This is a genomic window from Thermococcus prieurii (assembly GCF_054657655.1).
Genome location: NZ_BAAHYH010000002.1, coordinates 62,170 through 81,276, shown reverse-complemented (window position 1 = coordinate 81,276; position 19,107 = coordinate 62,170). Strand labels below are relative to the sequence as shown.

Here is a 19,107-nt window from a genome sequence, read left to right as displayed (position 1 = left end):
CTTCCCGATTTTCAGGATTCGTATAATCTTTTCTGCCTTGTTATACTCAAACAGAACTCCGGTAATCTCCCACACGAAGGCGGTAAACGTTCTCGTATCCTCTGAGTTTTTGAACATCGAGCCTCGCAAGGGGAAAGTAAGCCAGCTTTGATATCCTGTCCTTAACCAGATTGCGTTCTTTTACGGGGATACTCTGAAGTTCTTTGAGAGCTTTCCTGCTAATCAAAATGCGGTTTTCAAAGCCCATCCTTCACCACGTCCCACTCAAGGAACTCGTCATCTCTACGCTCCATGATGGCCTGTTTCTCCCACTCCTCGGGCTCGGCTTCTTCGATGAGCTGAAGGTTGACTTCAATGAGCTCTCTCAGGAACTTCTCTATCGCGTCTATCCTTTGCATTATCTCAACAAGGGACGTCCCCATGCTCTCACCGATTCAATGTTATGAAGAAAGGATAAATAAATTGTGTTCCCAATCAGCTCCACGTCTCGGCTATGACGTCGTGCTTGTGGATGCTCTCGTTGCTGATTACGCGCACGTGGATTTTGCCCCTAAACTTCTCCCGGGCCTTGACGAAAATCTCGCGCGCGACATCTTCAACGAACTTCGGGTTGCGGTGCATTCCCCGCACGACCGCGTTTTCATCGACGGTCTTCAGGAGCGTGTAGGTCGGGTGGCTGAAGGAGCTCTCCACGACATCAATCATGTCTTCGAGCGCTATCTCCTCATCAAAGGCCGTTCTGACCTCAAGCTCGCCTACGGCGCGCTGTATGTGGGTCTTCCCTTCGTTGTTGGCCATCGCGTGCGGGCAGGCGGTGTTTCCAATAACGCGAACCCGGAGAACTTTCTCAAATGTGCCGTCCTCGTTCTTGATGACGCCGACCTCGACGTCGTAGGGCTCGTAGCTCGTCTTCCCGCTAGCCGGCGTTTCCCGGGGGATTATGAGGTGGGTCTTAATCCAGACCTCAGCGCGCCTGTGCGGATGCTTGCCCTCAAGGCGCCTTATGACAGCCCTTCCAAGCTCCTCAAGCGAGCTGTGGGCTTCTCTGACCTCCTCCTCTACGGCCTCGCTCATGGCCTCGGTGATGCTCTCCACGAGCCTGCTCATGTGGATTCCCTTCTTCTCGGCAGGGACGTCTATCGTGACCTCGAAGAGCGGGAGGAACGTGTATACCTTCCCCTTCCAGTTAATCTTGGCGACGCTCCTGAGGTTGGTTATGCCAACGCGCCTGAGGGGTTCTCTAATCTCCGGAACTTCTTCCTGAGTCTCAATCACTTCTCTCACCCGGGGTTGGCTTGAGAAAAGGTCTTTTAAAGTTAAGCCCGGAGCTCGTTCACCATGTAGTAAACGGTCCTCAGGGGAATGCCAAGACGCTCGCTGATTTCCCGCATCGGGACGCCCTTCCTGGCCAGCTCGCGGACGAGCTTCACCGTTTTTTCGTCGTACTTCCTTGGCCTTCCCCTGGGCCTGTTCTCGGGGACGAGCTCTATACCGAGCTGGCCGAGGGCGTAAATGACCCTCTTGGAGACCTTTGGATAGAGACTCGGTGGACAGCTTATCCTCTTCACGTTGGGCGCGTTCTCGAGGATTTTGACTACGACCTCCTTGGTGGGCCTTAAACTAACGTAAACCTCGGTAACGTCCTCGTTGAGCTCAGAAAGCTTCCGAAGAAGCTCGTCGTAGGTTTTGGCGCTCACCCGAACTTTCATCTCCTCACCCCTGCAGGAGGTCGAGGAAGCGCTTGGCCTTGTCGCTCTTCGGCATGAACTTCTCGAACTTCTTCAGCTCGCTCTCGCTGAACAGAACCTTGTGCAGGCCGGAAATCACGAACTTCTTTATGGCCTCCTCCAGCTCGGCCTCGTCAATCCCGAGGAGCTCCGCGACTTTTCCTTCGTCGTAGGAGCTCATGCCGTAGAGCAGAACCCCACCGAGGAGGTAGTTGGGAATCGTGGTTATGTCCTTCCTCTTCCCCGTCAGCTGGCCCTCTATCTCGCACTTCCTTATGACGTAGATGCTCCCCTGCCCGGTCTTGAAGTCCTTCTCGTGCCTGAAGGGCAAATCGAGGATTGAGTAGTGGCAGTCAACGCAGAGCTTTATCCCGGGGAATATGCCCAGGGTTTCACGCTCGGTCGAGGAGGTGAGGAAGTAGTAGCGGAAGATGTCCAGGCCGAGCTTTTCGGCGCCGTTCTCGGGGTCGAGGGAGGCGTAGGCAAGTGCGAGGTTGTCAACTGTGTAATGGTTGTTTATGAGAACCCCCCTCGTCTTCACGAACGTCAGAACGCGCCAGCGGAACCTTCTTCCGAAGCGTTTCCTGAGCTCCATCTCGATGTCTGCATCGGCCGGAAGGTCGAGGCGGGCCTTCTTCAGCCTGTTGTTCTCGAAGTACTCGACCTCAATCCTTATGCTCTTCGTCCTGACGGTTCCCTTCTCGCGGAGCTTGCCCTTTATGAACTTGAAAGTCTCTCTGACCTCGATGCTCTCCCTGGCCAGAAGCCTGAGCACATCGCCGGAGTAGGCGAGGTGTGGAAGAACTTCAAGCCTGCCGAGCTTCACGGGCTTCTCAACGGCCCTGACCTTCTCGAAGTTCTCCTTCGTTATGGCATCTATCGGAATCTCCTTCCTGCCGAGCTTGAAGGTGTAGTTGGCCGAGAGCAACGCCAGGGCCATCTTGTGAGCGGTGATAGCGGAGCGGAGCCTCTCAAGGGCCAAAGCCCTGTTGTGCTTCTTCCTGTAAATCCACTGGAGGTGGGGGTCCTTGTTCTTCTTGTCCATGAAGCGGACGGACGGAGCCGTTTCCCCAACGCGCCTCTCGAGCTCGTCCTGGAGGTCGTTCAAAAGGGAAACGTTGCGCTGGAGGGTGTAGGCTAACTTAGCGGGCTCGAAGTTCTCGAAGAGCTCACCCAGGTCTATGCCTATATCGTCGAGTATCTTGTTGACCTGGGCGACGAGCTCTTCAGTCGTCGTCATGGTAGCAAATCACCGTTGTTTATCTTTTCCGGTAAATACTCCTTGGCGACGAACTCGAGGGACTTATTAGCCAGGGCCTGCTGTTCAATCCTGACGCCCCACTTGAGGGCCATCTTGAGCTGTCTCTGCCACTCCTTGTTCTGGAACCAGGGGTACTCCATTTCCTCAAGGATTCTCTTGTAGTCGCCCGTCGGGCCACCTTTCTTGTTGGGCGGGATTCCCTTGAGCTTCTCGGTGACGTTCTCAAGGCCGTAGCGCTTTATGTCGTCCATCGTCATGCCCACGAACCTCGCTTCCGGAGTTGCCAGCTTGTCGCTGAGGTAGGCGAGGTTTATCGAGCCCTGCTTTATGGTGGAGTAGATGTACCAACCGTAGGGGTCGCCATCGGTGAAGACGATGATTGGCAGGCCTTCCTCGTAGTGGAGCCTGTGGATTAAACGCCTGACGCCACGCGAGGCCTGTCCCTGGGTCGCTATGATTAAAGCTTTCTCCTTCTTCGGGAACTTTTCCTCGATGAGACGGTCTGCCATAGCGGCGGTCTCGACAACGAGGGCGTAGTCAACGTTTATCTCCGGGAACTGAATGTGCTCGACCGTTCCCGGGACGGCCCAGCCACCGCTTCCGAGCTTGCTCGCGTTGAACTCGTCCTCGCCGTCCCTAATCACTATGTCGCCGTAGATGTAACCGCGCCTGTCCGCTGTGATGTGCATCTCCTCACGCAGGACTCCGAGCATTCTCTCCAAATCCTCGATAATCGGGTCGCTCTCGCGCTGGTCCTCGAAGGTGTTCTCCTTCGTTCCAGGAATCGTGTGCTTGTTGGCGTAGTAGGCTTCACGAAGGCTCGCGTGCTTGCCCTCGGCGACGAGCCTCTTCACGTAGGCCATTATGAGTAAGGTTTGCATAAACTTCCGCGTATGAGCAACGTTGAGGAAGTAACGCCTCGAAAGCTTGTCGCCCATTCTGATGAGCTTGGCCTTCTCGTCGAAGTAGACGTTATTGAGGCCCCTTGAGGGTATGTCGAAGTGGGGATTCTTACCGGCCTTGATAGCCTCGAGGACGCTCCTTCCGTACTCCTCAAGCTTGCTGAGCACCTTTCTCGGGTCGTAGGAGAACTTCTCCTTGGGCCTCTCGCGCTTTATTGCCTTGGATTTAGGCATTCTCGCTCACCTCCTGCCCCTTGGAGGCAAAGTGACTCTCTATAAACCTGATGAAGTACTCCCTAATCTTCTCCTCCGGCTCGCCCGTGAGAACGCTTAAAGCCCTCGCTACCTCGGGCACATACTTCTCAAAGGTTTTCTTCCTCTTGACCTGGTAGAGGCGTCTGTGCTTTCCGCTGAGGTAGGTCTGCAGTCTTCTCGCCGCGTCCATTATGGCCAGGCGAATCTCGTTGTAAATCTCGTCAACGCTCGCTATGCTCTGCTTTCCGGTTCCGGTGTAGGGGACGTGGACTGAAACGACGTTAATCATGAGCACGAGCGGGGTTCTGTCGAGGTCGTCAACGCGGTAGCGCTTCCAGTCTATCGAGCGTGCGGCCTGAGTGGTCACACACGAGCCGGCGTCGAAGAGGAGCGGAACGCGGTTCGCGTATCTTAAAAGCTCGAAACCGCTCGGTATCTCACCGCCGTAGGCAAGGCCGACCTCGACCTGGAAGGGGATTCCGCCCGAGTAGACCTTCGGGGGCCTCGTTACGGCCGTTACGAATTCGGGCTTGAGGATTCCCTTCAAACCCTTCTCGATGTTCTCCTCGCCTATGGGCCTGAGGCCGTGCGTCGGCGGAGCGAGGAACTTCATGTACTTGAAGGCCTCGACTATCTCTTCAGCCTCATGCCAGGTGAGTTTTTCGGGCGGTTTCTCCATCATCTTCGCGACCTGCTTGACGACCTTGGTGTAGCCCTTGAAGGAGCGGAGAACGGCCTTGACTTCACCCTTCATGAGCCTCTCGTAGAGCTGTTCCTGAACCTTCTTGTCCTCGACCGTCTTGATGAGCCTCAGTGCCGCTATGTACTCGACGAGCTCGTCAACCTTCTTGTCGCTTATCCTCGAGAATTCTCCAACGAGGAAGCGCCTCACGCTCGTCCTTCTCGTCTTCTTGGCCATTCTATAAACGTCGTCCGTGAGAACGCCCTTCGGGTGGGGCTTCATCTCAACCGGCGGTTCCGGAATCTCGTCGCTCGAGCGCGGGAAGACGATTAGCCTTCCGTCGGGCTCGATGAGCTCGATGTGGGCGTGGGGATTCGCTATCGCGGTGAGCTTGAGGTACCAGTAGACGCCCTGCTTGGAGCGGATGTAGCGGACGTTCTTGACCTCGAGCTCTATCCTCGTCCCGTGCCAGCCGTCCGGGTTGGGGTGCTTCTCCTTCTTTACGATTTTACCCTCGTTTCTGTCAACGTCTATCTTCACCCATGCCTCGATTATCTCGTCGCCCGTCGAGGTCACGACGCGCGTGGCCTTTCCGCTCGTTATCTGGGCGAACATCACCGCACCGCTTATACCGATACCCTGCTGGCCCCTGCTCTGTATGTTCCTGTGGGCCTTCGTTCCGGCCAGCATCTTTCCAAAGACGTGGGTTATGTACTTCTCCGGGATTCCCGGGCCGTTGTCCTCTACAACCACCTTGTAGTGCTCCCTTCCGAGTTCCTCAATCTCGACCCTTATGTAGGGGGAAATCCCGGCCTCCTCACAGGCGTCGAGCGAATTCGTCACCGCCTCATGGACGAGCGTTGTAAGCGAGCGGACCTTGCCGGTGTAGCCAAGCATTGCCGCGTTTCGCCTGAAGAACTCGCTGACGCTCTGGATTTTGAACTCCTTAAAGAGCTGATTCGCCTCGGCCATGCTCATTCCTCCAGTTCGTTCTCGGGCCCGCCCTCAAGGGCCTCGTAGTAGGCAGAACTCTCAAGCTCGAGGTCCTTCTTGCGCCTTTCGAGGTAGCGGTAAACGACGCCGTGGGGCGAGCCCTTGGCGAGCTTCTCGATGGCCGTCCTGGCCACCTCGACCTGAATCGGATTACCGATAATCGCGACGGTCTTCCCGTAAACGCTAACGTCAGCGCCACTCATCTCCTCGATAATCTCCCTCGTCCTTCCCTTCCGCCCGATGATTCTACCCCTGACCCTCGGCAGGGCGTTCTTCTCGTTTCCTACGACGATATCCGTGAGGTTGACAACCTCGAGGATTTCACCCTCGTTGAAGAGCCTGAAGGCCCTCTCCGGTGAGAAGCCCCTTCCGATTGCAAGAACAACATCCCTCGCCTTCCAGACCGCGAGCGGGTCCCTGGTTTCCTTCGTGGAGGTGATGAAAACTTCCCCGGTCTCGCTGTCCACCTCTATTTTCGTGCCGGTACGCTCCTCGATTTCCTTCTTGGTCTTGCCTTTTCTGCCTATGAGGACGGCTATCCTCTCCTTCGGAATCCTGACGAACTCCTCCTGCTCGCCCTCGGCCACGTAATCAATCTCGCCGAACTCGGGTTCCTCAACCGGTCTTCCATCCTTATCAACGCGCTCGTACTTTTTCAGGAGTCTCTCAAACTCGTCCATGCTCTCACCTCTCAATCAGCTCGCGGAGCTTAACCTCGTAATCCTCAACGTCAACCCCCTTCCTCGCGAAGTAGTTGGTAACGTTCCTCAGGTCGCGCTTTAAAAGCTCGACGCTCATGCGGTTCCTCCTGACGGTGGCCTGCGACCAGTCTATGACCACCGGCCCGTCCCAGAGCAGGACGTTGTACTCGCTCAAATCGCCGTGAACCATGTCACCGCGCTTCCAGAGCCTCTCGATGACGCCGATTAGGTAATCGTAGAGCTCCTCAAAGTCGCTCCTCTCAAGCTCCCTCTCAACGTCCTTCAGCCTTGGAGCGGGCATCTCATCGCCAATGAACTCCATTACCAGGACGTTGTTGCGGAAGATTACCGGTTCGGGAACGCGAACCGCGTACTTTATCGCCCTCTGGAGGTTCTTAAACTCCCTCCGAGTCCAGACGAAGACGAGCTTCCGCATGTCCTTCGGCAGGTAGCCGATGCGGGGGTCCGCCGCGAGGTACTCCCATATCCTCCTGAACTCGGTGGTGTAAGTTCTGTAAATCTTCACCGCTATCCTGTTGCCCTCGGCATCAACGCCAGCGAAGACGTTTGCTTCCTTGCCAGTGCTTATTACGCCGTAGAGCTCCTCGATTTTACCGCGCCGGTGGAGGTAGGCCAGGGTTTCTTTCGTCGTCCTGTCGAAGACCTCGTTGGCTATCTTGTAGAGCTCGCTGTCCTTCTCCCGCCTATCCCTAAGACCGAGTATCTCCTCGACTTCCCTTTCAAGGGCTTCCTCGCGCATCTCCCATCACTCGGAATCAGAACAACAGCTCCCCGCCTGTGAGGAAGTCCTGGCTTATCTTGCCCTTCCTGAGGAGCCAGTCCACCTGGGTCCTCGTGTAGCGGTAGACGATGTCTCCGCGCTCGTCGGTCTGAACGGGCCAGGGCTGGACGATGACGACGTCGCCAACGCGCATCCACATTCTCCTCCTGAGCTTGCCCGGAATCCTGCATCTCCTAATCTTGCCGTCCTCACAGCGGACGTCCATCCATCCGGCACCGAGGGCCTGCTCTATGACTCCGAAGAGCTGTCCCTGGCTCCTGTCCGGGAGTGGAACGCGGATAACCTCGTCTCCCTCTACCTGCCTGTTCTTCTTTTTACCGCCCCTACCTTTCCTGTACGCCATGAGCATCACCTCCAACCGCTTTGTTTGAGCCCTTATAAGCTTACCCATGCAAAAATTCTCCAACTGCCCTTTGGCCCCAGACTTTTAAAATTTTTGCAACGAGATTACACACTCCTGTCCAGTATGGGAACATCAAAGTTTAAAAACGAACCGAAATACTTGAGGTGGGATTGGCATGACCGCGGTGGAGGCCGAGAACCTCACGATACTCTACGAGGGCAAACCCGCTTTGAGCGACGTGACGTTCAGGTTAGATGAAGGTAAAACCCTCCTTCTCCTTGGCCCAAACGGCGCGGGAAAAACGACACTCCTCAAGACGATAGCCTGCTTCCACCGCGAGTACAGGGGAAAGCTCCTCGTCTTCGGGAGGAACCCCTGCGACGCGAGGCACCTGATAGGCTACGTCCCCCAGAGCAGTTCCCTCAACGAGCGCGTTCCGATTACGGCCTTAGAGGTCGTTGCAATGGGCGGACTTTACAGGAGGGGCTTCGTCCACTTCAAGATTCCCGAGGAGGTTCTGAAGAAGGCAGAGGAGGTTCTGACCTTCGTGGGCCTCGGCCACGTTAAGGACAAACTCTTCCGCGAGCTTTCAGGGGGACAGAAGCAGAGGGTCCTGCTCGCGAGGGCTTTAATGAGCGACCCCAAGCTTCTCCTCCTCGACGAGCCCCTCTCAGCGTTGGACCCGAGCGCAAGGGCAGAGGTAACGAACGTCCTCAGCAAGATAAAATCCGAGAAGAACGTCACGATGATAATAACGACCCACGACATAAACCCCCTCCTTGAGATAGGCGACCTCGTGATGCTGATTAACAAGAGGCTGATAGCCTTCGGAAAACCGGAGGAGGTCCTCACCGACGGCGTCATCAAGTCCGTCTACGGCCCGCTGGCGAAGGTAATCCCTGTCGGCGGAAAGCTCTACTGCATAACCGGCGACTTCCACCTCCACAGGGACAGGGGTGGTGGGCTGTGATTCCGGAGTTCATACTGAGGGCTATCCTCGCGAGCATAATGGTCAGCGTCCTCCTCGGCCTGCTGAGCCCGCTGATAAACACCAAGGGCCTGGCTTTCCTCACTCACGCGCTCTTTCACGCCCTCCTCCTTGGAGCCGTCCTCGGAATGATTCTGGCTTTGCTGTTTAACAACTACGCCCTCGTAACCCTCGTGGCGCTCATAGTCACGATAGCAATCGTCCTAATCATAGCCCAGCTCGAAAAGCTCGGCTTCACCCCGGATTCGGCTGTAGGAATAGTGGCGAGCTTCGTTGCAGGCCTAACGGTTCTCGGCTTCGGAATCCTCTACAAGGTCATGGCGAGCAGGCCCTACTTCCCGCTTACCGAGAACATCGTTTCCTACCTTACGGGCGACATCTTCCTCATAACCCTCAACAACCTGACGGTTCTAATCTTCGGCGGTGCGCTCATCTTCTTCGTCCTCCTCTTCCTCTACCGCGACTTCCTCTACCTCAGCTTCGACCCGGAGGGGCTTGAGAGCTACGGCGGGAACGCGAGGGCCTACCTCATGATTCTCTACGTCCTCGTGGGGGCGATTGGCGCTTTAATCGTCCAGACGGTTGGATTAATAACCCTCCAGGTCGTTGCAGTTCTGCCCGGCGCGATAGCGCTCATGGTGAGCTCGGATTTGAGGAAGGTCCTCGCGGTTAGCCTGCTCCTCACCCTCGCCGTCCAGCTCTCGTCGGTTGTTCTGGCCTACTTCACGGCAATCCCGCCGAGCGGTATAGCGACCATAATGCTGGGCGTAATCTACGGCGCGCTCCTCTTCCGGAGGTGAAACCGTGGGACGGAAGATAGCGGGCATCGACGAGGCCGGCAGGGGGCCGGTGATAGGCCCGATGGTCATCACGGCCATAGTCGTTGACGAGGATAAACTCGAGGAGCTTGAAGCCCTTGGGGTTAAGGACTCAAAAAAATTGACGCCGAAGAGGCGCGAGAAGCTTTTTGACGAGATTCTAAGCCTTGCGGACGATTACGTCGTTCTAATCCTCTCGCCGGAGGAGATAAGCTCCCGCGAGGGAACGCTCAACGAGTTCGAGGTAGAGAACTTCGCGAAAGCTTTGAACTCCCTGGAGGTGAAGCCCGACGTGATTTATGCCGATGCTGCCGACGTTGACGAGGAGCGCTTTGGGCGGGGGCTGAAGGAGAGGCTGGACTTTGAGGCTGAAATCATCGCGAAACACCGGGCCGACGCGCTCTTTCCGGTTGTTTCGGCGGCATCAATCATCGCGAAAGTAACCCGCGACAGGGAAATCGAGAGGCTGAAAGAGAAATACGGCGAAATCGGGAGCGGTTACCCGAGCGACCCAAGGACGAGGGCTTTCCTTGAGGAGTACTACCGGGAGCACGGAGCCTTTCCGCCGATTGTGAGAACCGGCTGGAAGACGCTGAAGAAGATTGAGGAGAAGCTCAGGGCGGAAATGGAAATCAAAAAATCAAAGAGGGGCCAGCTCAGTCTTGAAGATTTTCTGAGGAGGTAGCTTTTCCAGGGCCGAGCTTTTGGAAGGCCCGGTCCTTGAATCCCTTCAGCTTCTCCCGATAGAAGGCCAAGGAGCTCCTGAAGGCCTCCCACCTGAGGAGCTCGTTCAGCGCGACGCCCATGACGACGGCCGCCGATGGGACCAGGGAGGTGGCGTAGAAGCTGAACTGCGTCTTTCCGCCGAGGGCGTACTGGAGGGCGAAGAAGCCTATCGTGCTCCAGAAGACCATGAAGGGCGCGAGGATTCCCTCTTTCCTCTTGTAGAGCCAGGGCATCGCGAAGATTAGAACTACCATGCCGAGCAGAAGAACCGGGTCGGTGCTGGCGAAGACGTTGGGGTTGAAGTGGAATGGAAAGGCCCGGTAGTTGACGAACCACTGCCAGAAGGGCGAGGTGTTAGGGTTCGGCCCCTTGTAGCTCAGATGCCACCGGAAGCTCGCGAGGAACTGCTTCAGCCAGGGGACAAAGCCTATGGCCTTTATTATCGTGAGCTCCGGGAGAAGGAAAACGATGCCTGGGATTACCACGACTATTGAGAAAAACCTCACGAAAGATTTCTCCCGCTTGAGTGCCCTCCACAGGAGAACTGGCCAGCCGAAGGCGCCGTCGAGCTTGGCCGCCGCGGCGAGGCCTATCGCCACCGAGGAACCGAGTTCGCTCTCGTAGGCCAGCGCGAGGACGAAGAGCGAGACGAAGAAGGCCGTGTGAATGTCAAGCATGGCCGCGACCGAGGTTGCTTGGAGCGTTGGATCCGCGACGACAAAGGCGAGTGCTATGAGAGACGCGAGGTAGCTCCTGCTTATCCGGTAAGTTGCCATAACGACGAGGAGCTCTATGAGTGCAAACTCGATTATACCCGGAAGGCGCCAGTAAATCGGCTTGTCCCCGAGGAGTGCCATGCTCAGCATTATAAGGTCCTTCGCAAGGAACGGGTGCTCGGTGTTGAGGTAGTTCTGGATGTTCTCCTTGTCCGGATACCTGTAGCCGGGGACGATATAGTACGTTCCGGGGGGGAGCTCCTCAGAGAGCCTTTTCAGAAAAGCGGTGTAGTTGGACTTGGGAATCTCGTAGTAGACTCCTGGGAAGTTGTAGTATTCGAGCCTGAAGCGGACGCCGGCGAAGCTCGCAACGGAATCGGCGGCCCCAAGGTACTTGAACTTGTCGCTGTCGTTGGTGAATATCACGTTGACACCGTAGGTGCCGTTATGCTCGTAGGTGACGTTGATTCCGAGGAGGTGGAGGACGTTCCTGCTCGCGGGCACGTACCAGACCTCGTCGCCGATGTAGGTGTTCAGACTCCTCTGAGAAGCGAAGTGATAGTCGAACCAGACCGTCCCGGCCATGGTGAGGGCAACGATTAGAACGAAGGCAACCCGCTTCCAGTCCATTATTAACACCGCTTAAAATAAGCGGGCAACGTTTTTAAGCCTCTCTCCTTAGGCGAGAACATGCTCGAAGGAATCACAGAGGAAAAAGTCAGAGAGGCAATGGAGCTTATAAGGCGCGGTTTCGACGAGAAGAAGCTCCGCGCGAGGCTTGGAAAGGACTGGGAGCTGATAGCCGAGATAGCGAGGGCGAGGATTAGGGCTAAAGACAAGTTCTCGCGCGACGACCTGTGGATGGACCTTGAAGGCCTTCGCTACGCCACCCATGAGGTTGTGGCGAAGTACCGCGCCGAGCGCCTGAAAGAGCTCGGAGTCAGGAGCATCGCCGACGTCTCCTGCGGAATAGGAATCCAGCTCATCTTCTACGCGATGAATGTCGAGAAAGCCTATGGAATCGACATAGACCCGCTCAAGATAGAGTTCGCCCGGAGGAACGCCGAGCGCTACGGCGTTACCAACGTCGATTTTATCAACGCCGACTCTCTGGCCCCGGAGACCGTGGAGAAAATCGATGCTGAGGTAATCTTCTCAGACCCGGCCAGACCGCCGGAGATGCCCGAGAGAAGGCTTGAAGATTTGCTCCCAAGCCCGCTGGCAATCTACAACGCCTACAAAGCCAAGACCGACGCGTTCATATTCGACCTCCCGCCCCAGATGAGGCGCGAGAGGGTTCCCTGGAAGGGCGAGTTCGAGTACATTGATTTGCACGGCCACCTGAACAGGCTGACCTTCTACACCGAGCCGCTCGCCAGAGCGGAGAGGAGCGCCGTAATCCTTCCGGCAGGGGTCAGGCTCGAGAGCGACCCGAACCTTGAGGACATCGTCGAGTGGACTGAAACACCCTGCCAGTACATCTACGAGATTCCGCAGGCCGTTGATTACGCCGATTTGCTCAACGAGCTGTTCCACAGGCTCGATGGCAACGCAAAGATGCTCCTCCGCGAGAAGAGGCGCGTTCTAGCTACGGGCGACGAGCCGATTAAGAGTCCCTACCTCAAGAGGACCTACTCAGTCGTTGCCGTCTTGCCCTTCCATCCGGTCAGGATTAACGACCTCTTGAAGAGAGAGGGCTTTGGACGGGCGACGCTGAAGATGAGCGTCCCGCAGGGGGAGTACTGGCGGATAAGGCGGAAGATAGAGGCCGGCCTGAAGGGCGAGAGAAGGGCCTTCGTCTTCAAGGTCGGGGAGAAAGCGGTTGTAGCTGAGGCGCTATAGCTCCTCTATCCTCGCGTTCCTAATCTTCTTCGAGCCTATTCTGAGCCCCTTGAAGTAGTTAACGTATTCCTCGGGCAGAAAAGCCTCGAGACTCGTCGATTTGAGGCGCTTCTTTCTCTTCTTCGGCTTTTCTTCAGGATTTGCCTTCGGCCTTGCCCCCGCTAGGAACTCGTCGAGCTTCCTGTTCATTCGCCCACCCGGTGAAGATTGAAGCCGTCGTATAAAGGCTTTTTCCCTGGTTCAACCTTCTTAGGAAAGCTTTTAACTTCCGGGGTTTATCAGGGGAAAGAGTAAAGGCGGGTGGTTGCCATGTGCGGAATCATCGGCTACATCGGCGAGCGACGGGCCTGCGAGGTAATCGTCAAGGGGCTCAAGAGGCTCGAATACCGCGGTTACGATTCGGTTGGTGTTGTAACGGAGGAAAACGGGAAGCTGTACATCAAAAAGGGCGTCGGGAGCGTTGATGAGGTCGTTGAAAGGCTAAACCTCCTCGACATGCCCGGGAATCGTGGCGTCGGTCACACCCGCTGGGCAACGCACGGCGTCCCGAATGATATTAACGCTCACCCCCAGAAGGACTGCACCGGGAAGATAGCCCTCGTTCACAACGGCATAATCGAGAACTTTGCCGAGCTGAAGAAGGAGCTGGTCGAGAAAGGCCACACCTTCGAGAGCGACACCGATACCGAGGTTATCGCCCACCTCATAGAGGAGGAGCTGAAATCGAGCGGGAACTTTGAGGAAGCCCTGAGAAAGGCTCTCCTGAAGCTTAAAGGCTCCTTTGCCCTCGGAATCGTCTACACGGGGGAGCCCGATAGACTCTACTTCGTCAGGAACGAGAGCCCCCTCGTGCTCGGAATCGGTGATGGAGAGATGTTCGCGGCGAGCGACGTCCCGGCCTTCCTTGAGTACACGAACAAGGTGGTTTTCCTCGACGACATGGAATACGCGGTCGTTACGAAGGACTCGTGGGTCGTGAAGAGACTCGAAACCGGTGAGGAAGTCGAGAAGGAGGTCAAGACGATAGACTGGACGCTTGAGATGGCCGAGAAGGCAGGTTTTCCACACTTCATGCTCAAGGAGATATTCGAACAGCCGAGGGTTCTCAGAGATGCCATCCACGGGAACGCGAAGGTAATTCGCGACGTTGCAAGGGAGATAGCGAACTACAGCAAAATCTTCATCGTCGCGATGGGGACCTCTTATCACGCGGCCCTCACCGGCAAATACCTCCTCCAGAGGCTGGCGAAGAAAGTTCCAATAGTCGAAGATGCGAGCGAGTTCCGCTATGAGTTCGAGGATTTAATTGACGAGAACTCCCTTGTCATAGCGATAACCCAGAGCGGTGAAACGGCCGACACCCTCGCAGCCATGAAGCTCGCGAAGCGGAAGGGAGCGAAGGTTCTGGCTATAGTCAACGTGGTCGGCAGTATGGCGACGAGGATAGCCGATCTAACTCTATACACCCACGCGGGGCCCGAGATAGGTGTCGCGGCGACGAAGACATACACGACCCAGCTCGCGGTCCTCACGATGCTCGCCATCGAGCTGGCCAGAACCCTCGGAACGGCCGAGGAGGAGCATCTCAAAGAACTTGAGGAAGGCTTGAGGAGAGTCCCAGACCTTGTTGAAGGCATTCTAAACCTCAGCGAACCGCTCAGGGAGCTGGCAGAGGAGCTGAAAGACAAGCAGAACTTCTTTTACATAGGCAGGGGCATAGACCTCCCGACTGCCCTTGAAGGCGCTTTAAAGCTCAAGGAGATAAGTTACATCCACGCCGAGGGACTGAGCGCCGGCGAGCTTAAGCACGGACCGTTGGCCCTGATTGAGGACGGCGTTCCGGTCGTGGCGATAGCGCCGAACGGGAGGACCTTCGACAAGATGCTGGGCAACATCGAGGAGGCGAAGGCGAGGGGCGCCCACGTCATAGCGCTGGGCTCCTCAGAGAGGCTGGAGGAGGTCTCGGACACTTTCATAAGGATGCCAGACCTTGATGAAATCCTGACCCCGATTCCCTACATCGTCCCGCTCCAGCTTTTGGCTTATCACCTTGCCGTGCTGAGGGGCAACGACCCCGACAAGCCGAGGAACCTCGCCAAATCCGTTACGGTTGAATGAGGTGGTGTGAATGAAGACGGACGTTAAAGAAAAGAGGAAGCGGAAGGGCTCAAAGCCCGAGCTCTCCAAGTTTTACGTCTATTTCAGGGAGTACGCAATACCCCTGATTGTACTGCTCTTCGCGTACGTCGGCTACAAGATAAGGGCAGTCACATCGAGCTACAAGACGTTCCTCGACCCGGATACGTTCTTCCACTTTGAGATGTACCGCCAGGCCATAGCACACTGGATTCCAAAGTACTATGCCTACGCCGAGCCCCCGATGGGCATAAAGGCCGGTGGCTACCTCGGCCTCTACACCATGCAAGCGCTGTTCTACAAGGTAACCCACGCACTCTTCGGCTGGAGCGAGCTCCACGCCTTCAAGGTTTGGCCGCCGTTCGTCGGTGCGATGATAGTCATAGCGGTCTTCCTCGTCGGCAGGAAGCTCCACTCGAACTGGGCGGGCTTCTGGGGAGCGGCGCTGATAATGTTCATGAGCGCCAACATAACGAAAACCATGTCCGGAAACAACCGTGGTGAAGGGCCGTTCATGATGTTCTTCCTCTTCGCCGTTTACTTCCTGCTCGTTTACCTTGACGAAAAGGCCTGGAACTGGAGGAAGATAGGCGGACTCATCGGCTTCTTGGTTCTCAGCCCGATTTACATGGGCGTCTGGAACGGAAGCCAGCTGGGCATAATGGTCCTCCTGACCACGGCGGGCCTGACCATGGTGGCCCTCTTCACACTGGGGGAGATGGAAAAGCTCAGGCGCTTCGTTAAGGAGCTCTACCCTGTACTGGGGGCGTCCCTCATCATAGGATACGTAATGGCTCACCTCAGGTTCGTCGGAATCGGTGGCTTCCTCGTCTTTGCCATTGAGCTCTACGTTGCCCTCGGCGTCCTCATAGCGGTGATGCTCTACGGAAAACGCTTCGGCCTGAACTACTCCGACAAGAAGCACCGCCTTGGAACCGTCGTTGGAATCCTAATCCTTGGATTCCTGGCGTTCTACGCATACTTTGGAAGGGACCTTCTCCGGTTCCTCGGTCAGGCAACACGCTCTACTCCCCTCTACCAGACCGTTGCGGAGCTCCAGGCCGCCAGCCTCAAACAGCTTGCCTCGTTCTTCAGTGTAAAGTCTAAGGACGGCCTAATCTTCGTGCTCTCCTTAGGCGGTCTCGCCGTGATGATTGGAAGGATGCTCAAGAAGTTCACGGAAAGGGACTACACAGTCTACAAGGAGTTCTTCATACTGACGTACTACCTCGCGGTTATGTACCTGCTCCACGGGGCGATACGTTTCACGTTCCAGGCGTCTGCCCCCGTTGCGATTCTCGCCGGTGTCGCAATAGGTTTCGCCTTCGTCTTCGTCGAAAACATGAAGGAGAAGGCAAGCACGAAGGCGCTCTACGCGGTTTTCCTCATACTGCTCTTCCTGCCGCTGCCCTACGTGGGGGCCAGCTACGCGGACAGCCAGCAGAAGAACATGATGCGGGCGTATTCCAGAATCAACCCCTCGATGCCAGGTAGCGTTCCGGAAGCGTGGACCGATGCGCTGTTCTGGCTCAGGGACCACAGCAGCCCCTACGCAACGGTTCTGAGCTGGTGGGACTACGGCTACTGGGAAGAGTCGAGTCTCCTAAGCCATAGAAGGGCGGTCAGCGACGGTGGTCACGCATACGACAGGAGGTACATAATAGCCAAGTTCTTCTCCCACAGCGACAACGCCGGCGAGGTGGACCTCGAGGCTTGGGAGGACAAGTACGTCATAACTTTCCTCGACCCCTTTGACGGCCAGAGCGACTTCGGAAAGTTCAACGCGATTGCCTACCTCGGCGGTGCGATAAGCCACGGTGAAGGAACCGCGATGTTCGGCTACGTCCCGTATACGAGCATCATAATCCAGAACAACACCGTCTATGTTAACCTTGGAAACAACCAGTACATAAAGCCCGTCATGACCATAGACATGGTGAACGGTAAAGTTTACAAGGCCACGGGTACAACCGCCCCCTACGTTCTCTACGTCGTTCCGTACAGGACCGCTAACAACAAGATTTACCCCATTGGAATCCTCGCCTACAAAAAGATTGCCTTCAGCAACTACGTTAGGCTCGCCCTTCATCTGACGTTCTCAGTCAAGGAGTGGGACGCCCAGAAGCTCTTCGCCAACTTCAAACTCGTCTACACTGGCTACAACGGCTACCTCCGGAGAGAGGGAGTCTACGACCCCGCGGTGATGGTCTACGAGTTCACGCCCTTCGCGATATACAGGATGGACTTCCTACAGAACGGAACGTGGGAGCCGTTCTACAGCACCACGGGAGGAGGAAAGCTTCCAACGGGCAACCAGACGCTCAGGCTCTGGATTTCGGCCTTCGGCAGGGATGTTAAGAACGGAACGATAATCTTCGAGGCATACAACGGGACCAAGCTCATCGAGAGAAAGGTCGTGGCCAGGAACGTCTACATCAACCACCTCAACGAGACTCCCGTTGAGATACACCTCTACGTTCCGAAGGCCACCAAGTACCGCTTCCTCCTCATCCAGGACGGACCTGTGGGAGTTACAAACGGTCCCGTCTACGTGAACGGAAAGCTCGCGAACCCGAGCTGGGTCATCGCCCCCGGCCAGAGTGGAACCATCAAGCTCACCGAGGCCTTCGACAAGAGCTACACCAACGTCGAGTTCACCCTCAGGGGAATGCTCTACTACTACGTGGCCCCCAACGGAACGGACATATACAAGCCCAACTTCTACCTTGAGCCGCACATGGACATCGTTGGCTACATTCCAGTTGAAACCCTGAAGAGCGTCAAGAAGGGCGACAACGTAATAACCGGAAGGGCAAGCGTTCCGGCGGACCTGTTCACCAAGTACATAAACGAGCTCAAGAAGAAGTACGGCGACAAGGTCGTCATCGTCAGCGAGAGAATCGAGCCGATATTCATCACGGAGAAGACCTACGTTCTCTGGGAGGGGAGCTGAGCTTTCTCCCCTCTAACCGCTATGAAGGCTCCAAAGCTTTTGCATTTTTTGTGACATTTTCTATCCACCTTCTCCGCGAGACCAAGGAAAGGCCAGAAGGAGGGGAAGAATATCACCCCGGCGCTCTTGACGTTGGTAAAGCCGACCTTTTTGAGAAGCTCCTCGAGCTCCTTTGGTGTGTAAAAGCGGGCGTAGCGGTAGGCTGTCTCGACGAAGAGGCTTTTGAGGCGCTTGAAAAAGAACCAGAGACTTCTCCCGTTCATCGTTCCGATTAGAACCTCTCCTCCAGGCTTTAAAACGCGATGGATTTCCCTTAAAACATTCTCCGGCTCGTGGATAAACTCGAACATCGTGACGCTGAGAACGAGGTCGAAGCTCTCATCGGGAAAGGGGAGTGAGTAAGCGTCTCCTTTGACGCAGTCGAGACCCTTTGAGTGTGCTATTTTGAGCATCTCCTCACTCGCGTCGAGGCCAATTACGTCGAAGCCCCGCCTTTTGAGCTCGAGCGTGTAGTTGCCGGTTCCGCAACCGAGGTCCAAAGCCCTGCCGAATTTCGTCCGGAGTATAGAGAAGACGAGCCATTTCTCGGTCCTGTCAACGTACCTGCCGGTCTTCGTTCTGTACCAGTCGTCGTAGCGGTGGGCTATCCTATCGAAGTACTCCATCAGAGCTTCACCTTTCCCTCGATGGTGAGCTCCTTGTCGGTCCTGTCGTCTATCCTGAGACTTATGACCACGCGCTTCGCCCCGGCCTTCAAAATCGCCTCGTGGCACTTCTTCACCAGCTCAAGGATTTCATCTATCGAGCCCTCAACGACCGTCCCCATCGGGCAGAGCTGGTATTTGAGCCCGCTCTCCTCGATTACCCTGAGGACGGGCTTTAGATACTCGCCGACGCTCGGGCTCCCCGTCCCGAGGGGAAAGATGCAGAGTTCCGCGACGGCCATCAGCCACCACCGGCGGGCGGGAATATGTGCACCTCGTCGTCGTCCTTGAGTTCGGTGTCAAGGCCTTTCAGGTGGAGGATGTTGTGTCCGTTCACGAGGATCATGCCGTCTATCGGCTTGTTCGGTCCGACGCGGGGACTCTCAAGGAGTTCCTTTTTAATCTCGGGGCTGTAGTGTTCGGCGAGGTAGTCTATGAGCTCCCTTACTGTTTTAACGCCGTGAACCTCAATCTCCTTCCTTCCGATTAGTTCGCGGAACGTCGCGTAAAACTTCACCCTCATTAGACACACCTAAGGTTAGTGGATGGAAACCCTTA

Annotated in this window: 21 protein-coding genes; 6 read left to right on the top strand and 15 right to left on the bottom strand. The window is 56.1% G+C overall.

The window, feature by feature from the left end; genetic code table 11:
* Positions 1–46: 46 nt before the first annotated feature.
* The 10 genes from ACYQ04_RS03710 to eif1A are packed head-to-tail and all read right to left on the bottom strand — an operon-like array spanning position 47 to position 7,666.
* A complete protein-coding gene (locus ACYQ04_RS03710) occupies positions 47–247 on the bottom strand; it encodes a type II toxin-antitoxin system RelE family toxin (RefSeq protein WP_460127455.1) in 201 nt (66 codons plus the stop codon).
* Entirely contained in the window at positions 237–422 is a 186-nt protein-coding gene (locus ACYQ04_RS03705) for a hypothetical protein (RefSeq protein ID WP_460127453.1), read from the bottom strand. The genes ACYQ04_RS03710 and ACYQ04_RS03705 overlap by 11 nt, the downstream gene beginning before the upstream one ends.
* Before the next feature lie 52 nt (positions 423–474).
* The gene (locus tag ACYQ04_RS03700) at positions 475–1,275 is read right to left on the bottom strand and encodes a GTP cyclohydrolase IV (protein WP_460127451.1); all 801 of its coding nucleotides are present in this window, start codon (positions 1,273–1,275) and stop codon (positions 475–477) included.
* A 41-nt stretch (positions 1,276–1,316) separates the two neighbouring features.
* Positions 1,317–1,709 (bottom strand): DUF1699 family protein, encoded by a 393-nt coding sequence (locus ACYQ04_RS03695; RefSeq protein WP_460127449.1) that lies wholly within the window; start codon positions 1,707–1,709, stop codon positions 1,317–1,319.
* 4 nt (positions 1,710–1,713) lie between these two features.
* Positions 1,714–2,967, bottom strand: a complete 1,254-nt coding sequence (locus ACYQ04_RS03690; protein ID WP_460127447.1) for a DUF530 family protein — start codon at positions 2,965–2,967, stop codon at positions 1,714–1,716.
* A complete protein-coding gene (locus ACYQ04_RS03685) occupies positions 2,964–4,124 on the bottom strand; it encodes a DNA topoisomerase IV subunit A (protein ID WP_460127446.1) in 1,161 nt (386 codons plus the stop codon). Before ACYQ04_RS03685 ends, ACYQ04_RS03690 begins: the two co-directional genes overlap by 4 nt.
* A complete protein-coding gene (gene top6B / locus ACYQ04_RS03680; protein ID WP_460127443.1) occupies positions 4,117–5,799 on the bottom strand; it encodes a DNA topoisomerase VI subunit B in 1,683 nt (560 codons plus the stop codon). Before top6B ends, ACYQ04_RS03685 begins: the two co-directional genes overlap by 8 nt.
* A 2-nt stretch (positions 5,800–5,801) precedes the next feature.
* Positions 5,802–6,500, bottom strand: coding sequence for a KH domain-containing protein (locus ACYQ04_RS03675; protein WP_460127440.1), 699 nt, complete (start codon positions 6,498–6,500; stop codon positions 5,802–5,804).
* Positions 6,501–6,504: 4 nt separating this feature from the next.
* Positions 6,505–7,281, bottom strand: a complete 777-nt coding sequence (locus ACYQ04_RS03670) for a serine protein kinase RIO (protein WP_460127439.1) — start codon at positions 7,279–7,281, stop codon at positions 6,505–6,507.
* Positions 7,282–7,297: 16 nt separating this feature from the next.
* On the bottom strand, positions 7,298–7,666 hold the full coding sequence (eif1A, locus tag ACYQ04_RS03665) for a translation initiation factor eIF-1A (RefSeq protein ID WP_460129813.1): 369 nt from the start codon (positions 7,664–7,666) through the stop codon (positions 7,298–7,300).
* 175 nt (positions 7,667–7,841) lie between these two features.
* On the opposite strand from eif1A, the gene ACYQ04_RS03660 reads away from it, so the two are divergent.
* From ACYQ04_RS03660 to rnhB, 3 genes are read left to right on the top strand one after another with little or no spacing between them, the layout of a single operon-like run.
* The gene (locus ACYQ04_RS03660) at positions 7,842–8,636 is read left to right on the top strand and encodes a metal ABC transporter ATP-binding protein (protein WP_460127436.1); all 795 of its coding nucleotides are present in this window, start codon (positions 7,842–7,844) and stop codon (positions 8,634–8,636) included.
* Entirely contained in the window at positions 8,633–9,454 is an 822-nt protein-coding gene (locus ACYQ04_RS03655; protein WP_460127434.1) for a metal ABC transporter permease, read from the top strand. The genes ACYQ04_RS03660 and ACYQ04_RS03655 overlap by 4 nt, the downstream gene beginning before the upstream one ends.
* Before the next feature lie 4 nt (positions 9,455–9,458).
* Positions 9,459–10,157: a ribonuclease HII gene (gene rnhB / locus ACYQ04_RS03650; protein ID WP_460127432.1), complete on the top strand. Its 699-nt coding sequence runs from the start codon at positions 9,459–9,461 to the stop codon at positions 10,155–10,157.
* Here the strand turns inward: rnhB and ACYQ04_RS03645 are convergent.
* Positions 10,129–11,544, bottom strand: coding sequence for a dolichyl-phosphate-mannose--protein mannosyltransferase (locus ACYQ04_RS03645; RefSeq protein ID WP_460127431.1), 1,416 nt, complete (start codon positions 11,542–11,544; stop codon positions 10,129–10,131). The genes rnhB and ACYQ04_RS03645 overlap by 29 nt on opposite strands.
* A 60-nt stretch (positions 11,545–11,604) precedes the next feature.
* Between ACYQ04_RS03645 and ACYQ04_RS03640 the strand changes: the two genes are divergently transcribed.
* Positions 11,605–12,756, top strand: a complete 1,152-nt coding sequence (locus ACYQ04_RS03640) for a methyltransferase domain-containing protein (protein ID WP_460127429.1) — start codon at positions 11,605–11,607, stop codon at positions 12,754–12,756.
* Here ACYQ04_RS03640 and ACYQ04_RS03635 read toward each other — a convergent pair.
* Positions 12,751–12,945, bottom strand: a complete 195-nt coding sequence (locus ACYQ04_RS03635) for a PCNA-inhibitor (RefSeq protein ID WP_460127427.1) — start codon at positions 12,943–12,945, stop codon at positions 12,751–12,753. The two genes, ACYQ04_RS03640 and ACYQ04_RS03635, sit on opposite strands and share 6 nt — an antisense overlap.
* Positions 12,946–13,065: 120 nt before the next feature.
* On the opposite strand from ACYQ04_RS03635, the gene glmS reads away from it, so the two are divergent.
* Positions 13,066–14,874: a glutamine--fructose-6-phosphate transaminase (isomerizing) gene (gene glmS, locus ACYQ04_RS03630; protein WP_460127425.1), complete on the top strand. Its 1,809-nt coding sequence runs from the start codon at positions 13,066–13,068 to the stop codon at positions 14,872–14,874.
* A gap of 10 nt (positions 14,875–14,884) precedes the next feature.
* The gene (locus ACYQ04_RS03625; protein ID WP_460127424.1) at positions 14,885–17,845 is read left to right on the top strand and encodes a peptide transporter; all 2,961 of its coding nucleotides are present in this window, start codon (positions 14,885–14,887) and stop codon (positions 17,843–17,845) included.
* Here ACYQ04_RS03625 and ACYQ04_RS03620 read toward each other — a convergent pair.
* From ACYQ04_RS03620 to ACYQ04_RS03610, 3 genes are read right to left on the bottom strand one after another with little or no spacing between them, the layout of a single operon-like run.
* Positions 17,821–18,510: a class I SAM-dependent methyltransferase gene (locus ACYQ04_RS03620; RefSeq protein WP_460127422.1), complete on the bottom strand. Its 690-nt coding sequence runs from the start codon at positions 18,508–18,510 to the stop codon at positions 17,821–17,823. The genes ACYQ04_RS03625 and ACYQ04_RS03620 overlap by 25 nt on opposite strands.
* On the bottom strand, positions 18,510–18,791 hold the full coding sequence (locus ACYQ04_RS03615) for an MTH1187 family thiamine-binding protein (protein ID WP_460127421.1): 282 nt from the start codon (positions 18,789–18,791) through the stop codon (positions 18,510–18,512). Before ACYQ04_RS03615 ends, ACYQ04_RS03620 begins: the two co-directional genes overlap by 1 nt.
* Positions 18,791–19,072: a ubiquitin-like small modifier protein 1 gene (locus ACYQ04_RS03610; protein ID WP_167913654.1), complete on the bottom strand. Its 282-nt coding sequence runs from the start codon at positions 19,070–19,072 to the stop codon at positions 18,791–18,793. Before ACYQ04_RS03610 ends, ACYQ04_RS03615 begins: the two co-directional genes overlap by 1 nt.
* Between the last annotated feature and the right edge of the window lie 35 nt (positions 19,073–19,107).

Bases quoted from the DNA above. Each gene is read 5' to 3' on its own strand.
- ACYQ04_RS03710 (WP_460127455.1), bottom strand. From the start codon at position 247: ATGGGCTTTGAAAACCGCATTTTGATTAGCAGGAAAGCTCTCAAAGAA.
- ACYQ04_RS03705 (WP_460127453.1), bottom strand. From the start codon at position 422: ATGGGGACGTCCCTTGTTGAGATAATGCAAAGGATAGACGCGATAGAG.
- ACYQ04_RS03695 (WP_460127449.1), bottom strand. From the start codon at position 1,709: ATGAAAGTTCGGGTGAGCGCCAAAACCTACGACGAGCTTCTTCGGAAG.
- ACYQ04_RS03690 (WP_460127447.1), bottom strand. From the start codon at position 2,967: ATGACGACGACTGAAGAGCTCGTCGCCCAGGTCAACAAGATACTCGAC.
- ACYQ04_RS03685 (WP_460127446.1), bottom strand. From the start codon at position 4,124: ATGCCTAAATCCAAGGCAATAAAGCGCGAGAGGCCCAAGGAGAAGTTC.
- top6B (WP_460127443.1), bottom strand. From the start codon at position 5,799: ATGGCCGAGGCGAATCAGCTCTTTAAGGAGTTCAAAATCCAGAGCGTC.
- ACYQ04_RS03675 (WP_460127440.1), bottom strand. From the start codon at position 6,500: ATGGACGAGTTTGAGAGACTCCTGAAAAAGTACGAGCGCGTTGATAAG.
- ACYQ04_RS03670 (WP_460127439.1), bottom strand. From the start codon at position 7,281: ATGCGCGAGGAAGCCCTTGAAAGGGAAGTCGAGGAGATACTCGGTCTT.
- eif1A (WP_460129813.1), bottom strand. From the start codon at position 7,666: ATGGCGTACAGGAAAGGTAGGGGCGGTAAAAAGAAGAACAGGCAGGTA.
- ACYQ04_RS03660 (WP_460127436.1), top strand. From the start codon at position 7,842: ATGACCGCGGTGGAGGCCGAGAACCTCACGATACTCTACGAGGGCAAA.
- ACYQ04_RS03645 (WP_460127431.1), bottom strand. From the start codon at position 11,544: ATGGACTGGAAGCGGGTTGCCTTCGTTCTAATCGTTGCCCTCACCATG.
- ACYQ04_RS03640 (WP_460127429.1), top strand. From the start codon at position 11,605: ATGCTCGAAGGAATCACAGAGGAAAAAGTCAGAGAGGCAATGGAGCTT.
- ACYQ04_RS03635 (WP_460127427.1), bottom strand. From the start codon at position 12,945: ATGAACAGGAAGCTCGACGAGTTCCTAGCGGGGGCAAGGCCGAAGGCA.
- glmS (WP_460127425.1), top strand. From the start codon at position 13,066: ATGTGCGGAATCATCGGCTACATCGGCGAGCGACGGGCCTGCGAGGTA.
- ACYQ04_RS03625 (WP_460127424.1), top strand. From the start codon at position 14,885: ATGAAGACGGACGTTAAAGAAAAGAGGAAGCGGAAGGGCTCAAAGCCC.
- ACYQ04_RS03620 (WP_460127422.1), bottom strand. From the start codon at position 18,510: ATGGAGTACTTCGATAGGATAGCCCACCGCTACGACGACTGGTACAGA.
- ACYQ04_RS03615 (WP_460127421.1), bottom strand. From the start codon at position 18,791: ATGGCCGTCGCGGAACTCTGCATCTTTCCCCTCGGGACGGGGAGCCCG.
- ACYQ04_RS03610 (WP_167913654.1), bottom strand. From the start codon at position 19,072: ATGAGGGTGAAGTTTTACGCGACGTTCCGCGAACTAATCGGAAGGAAG.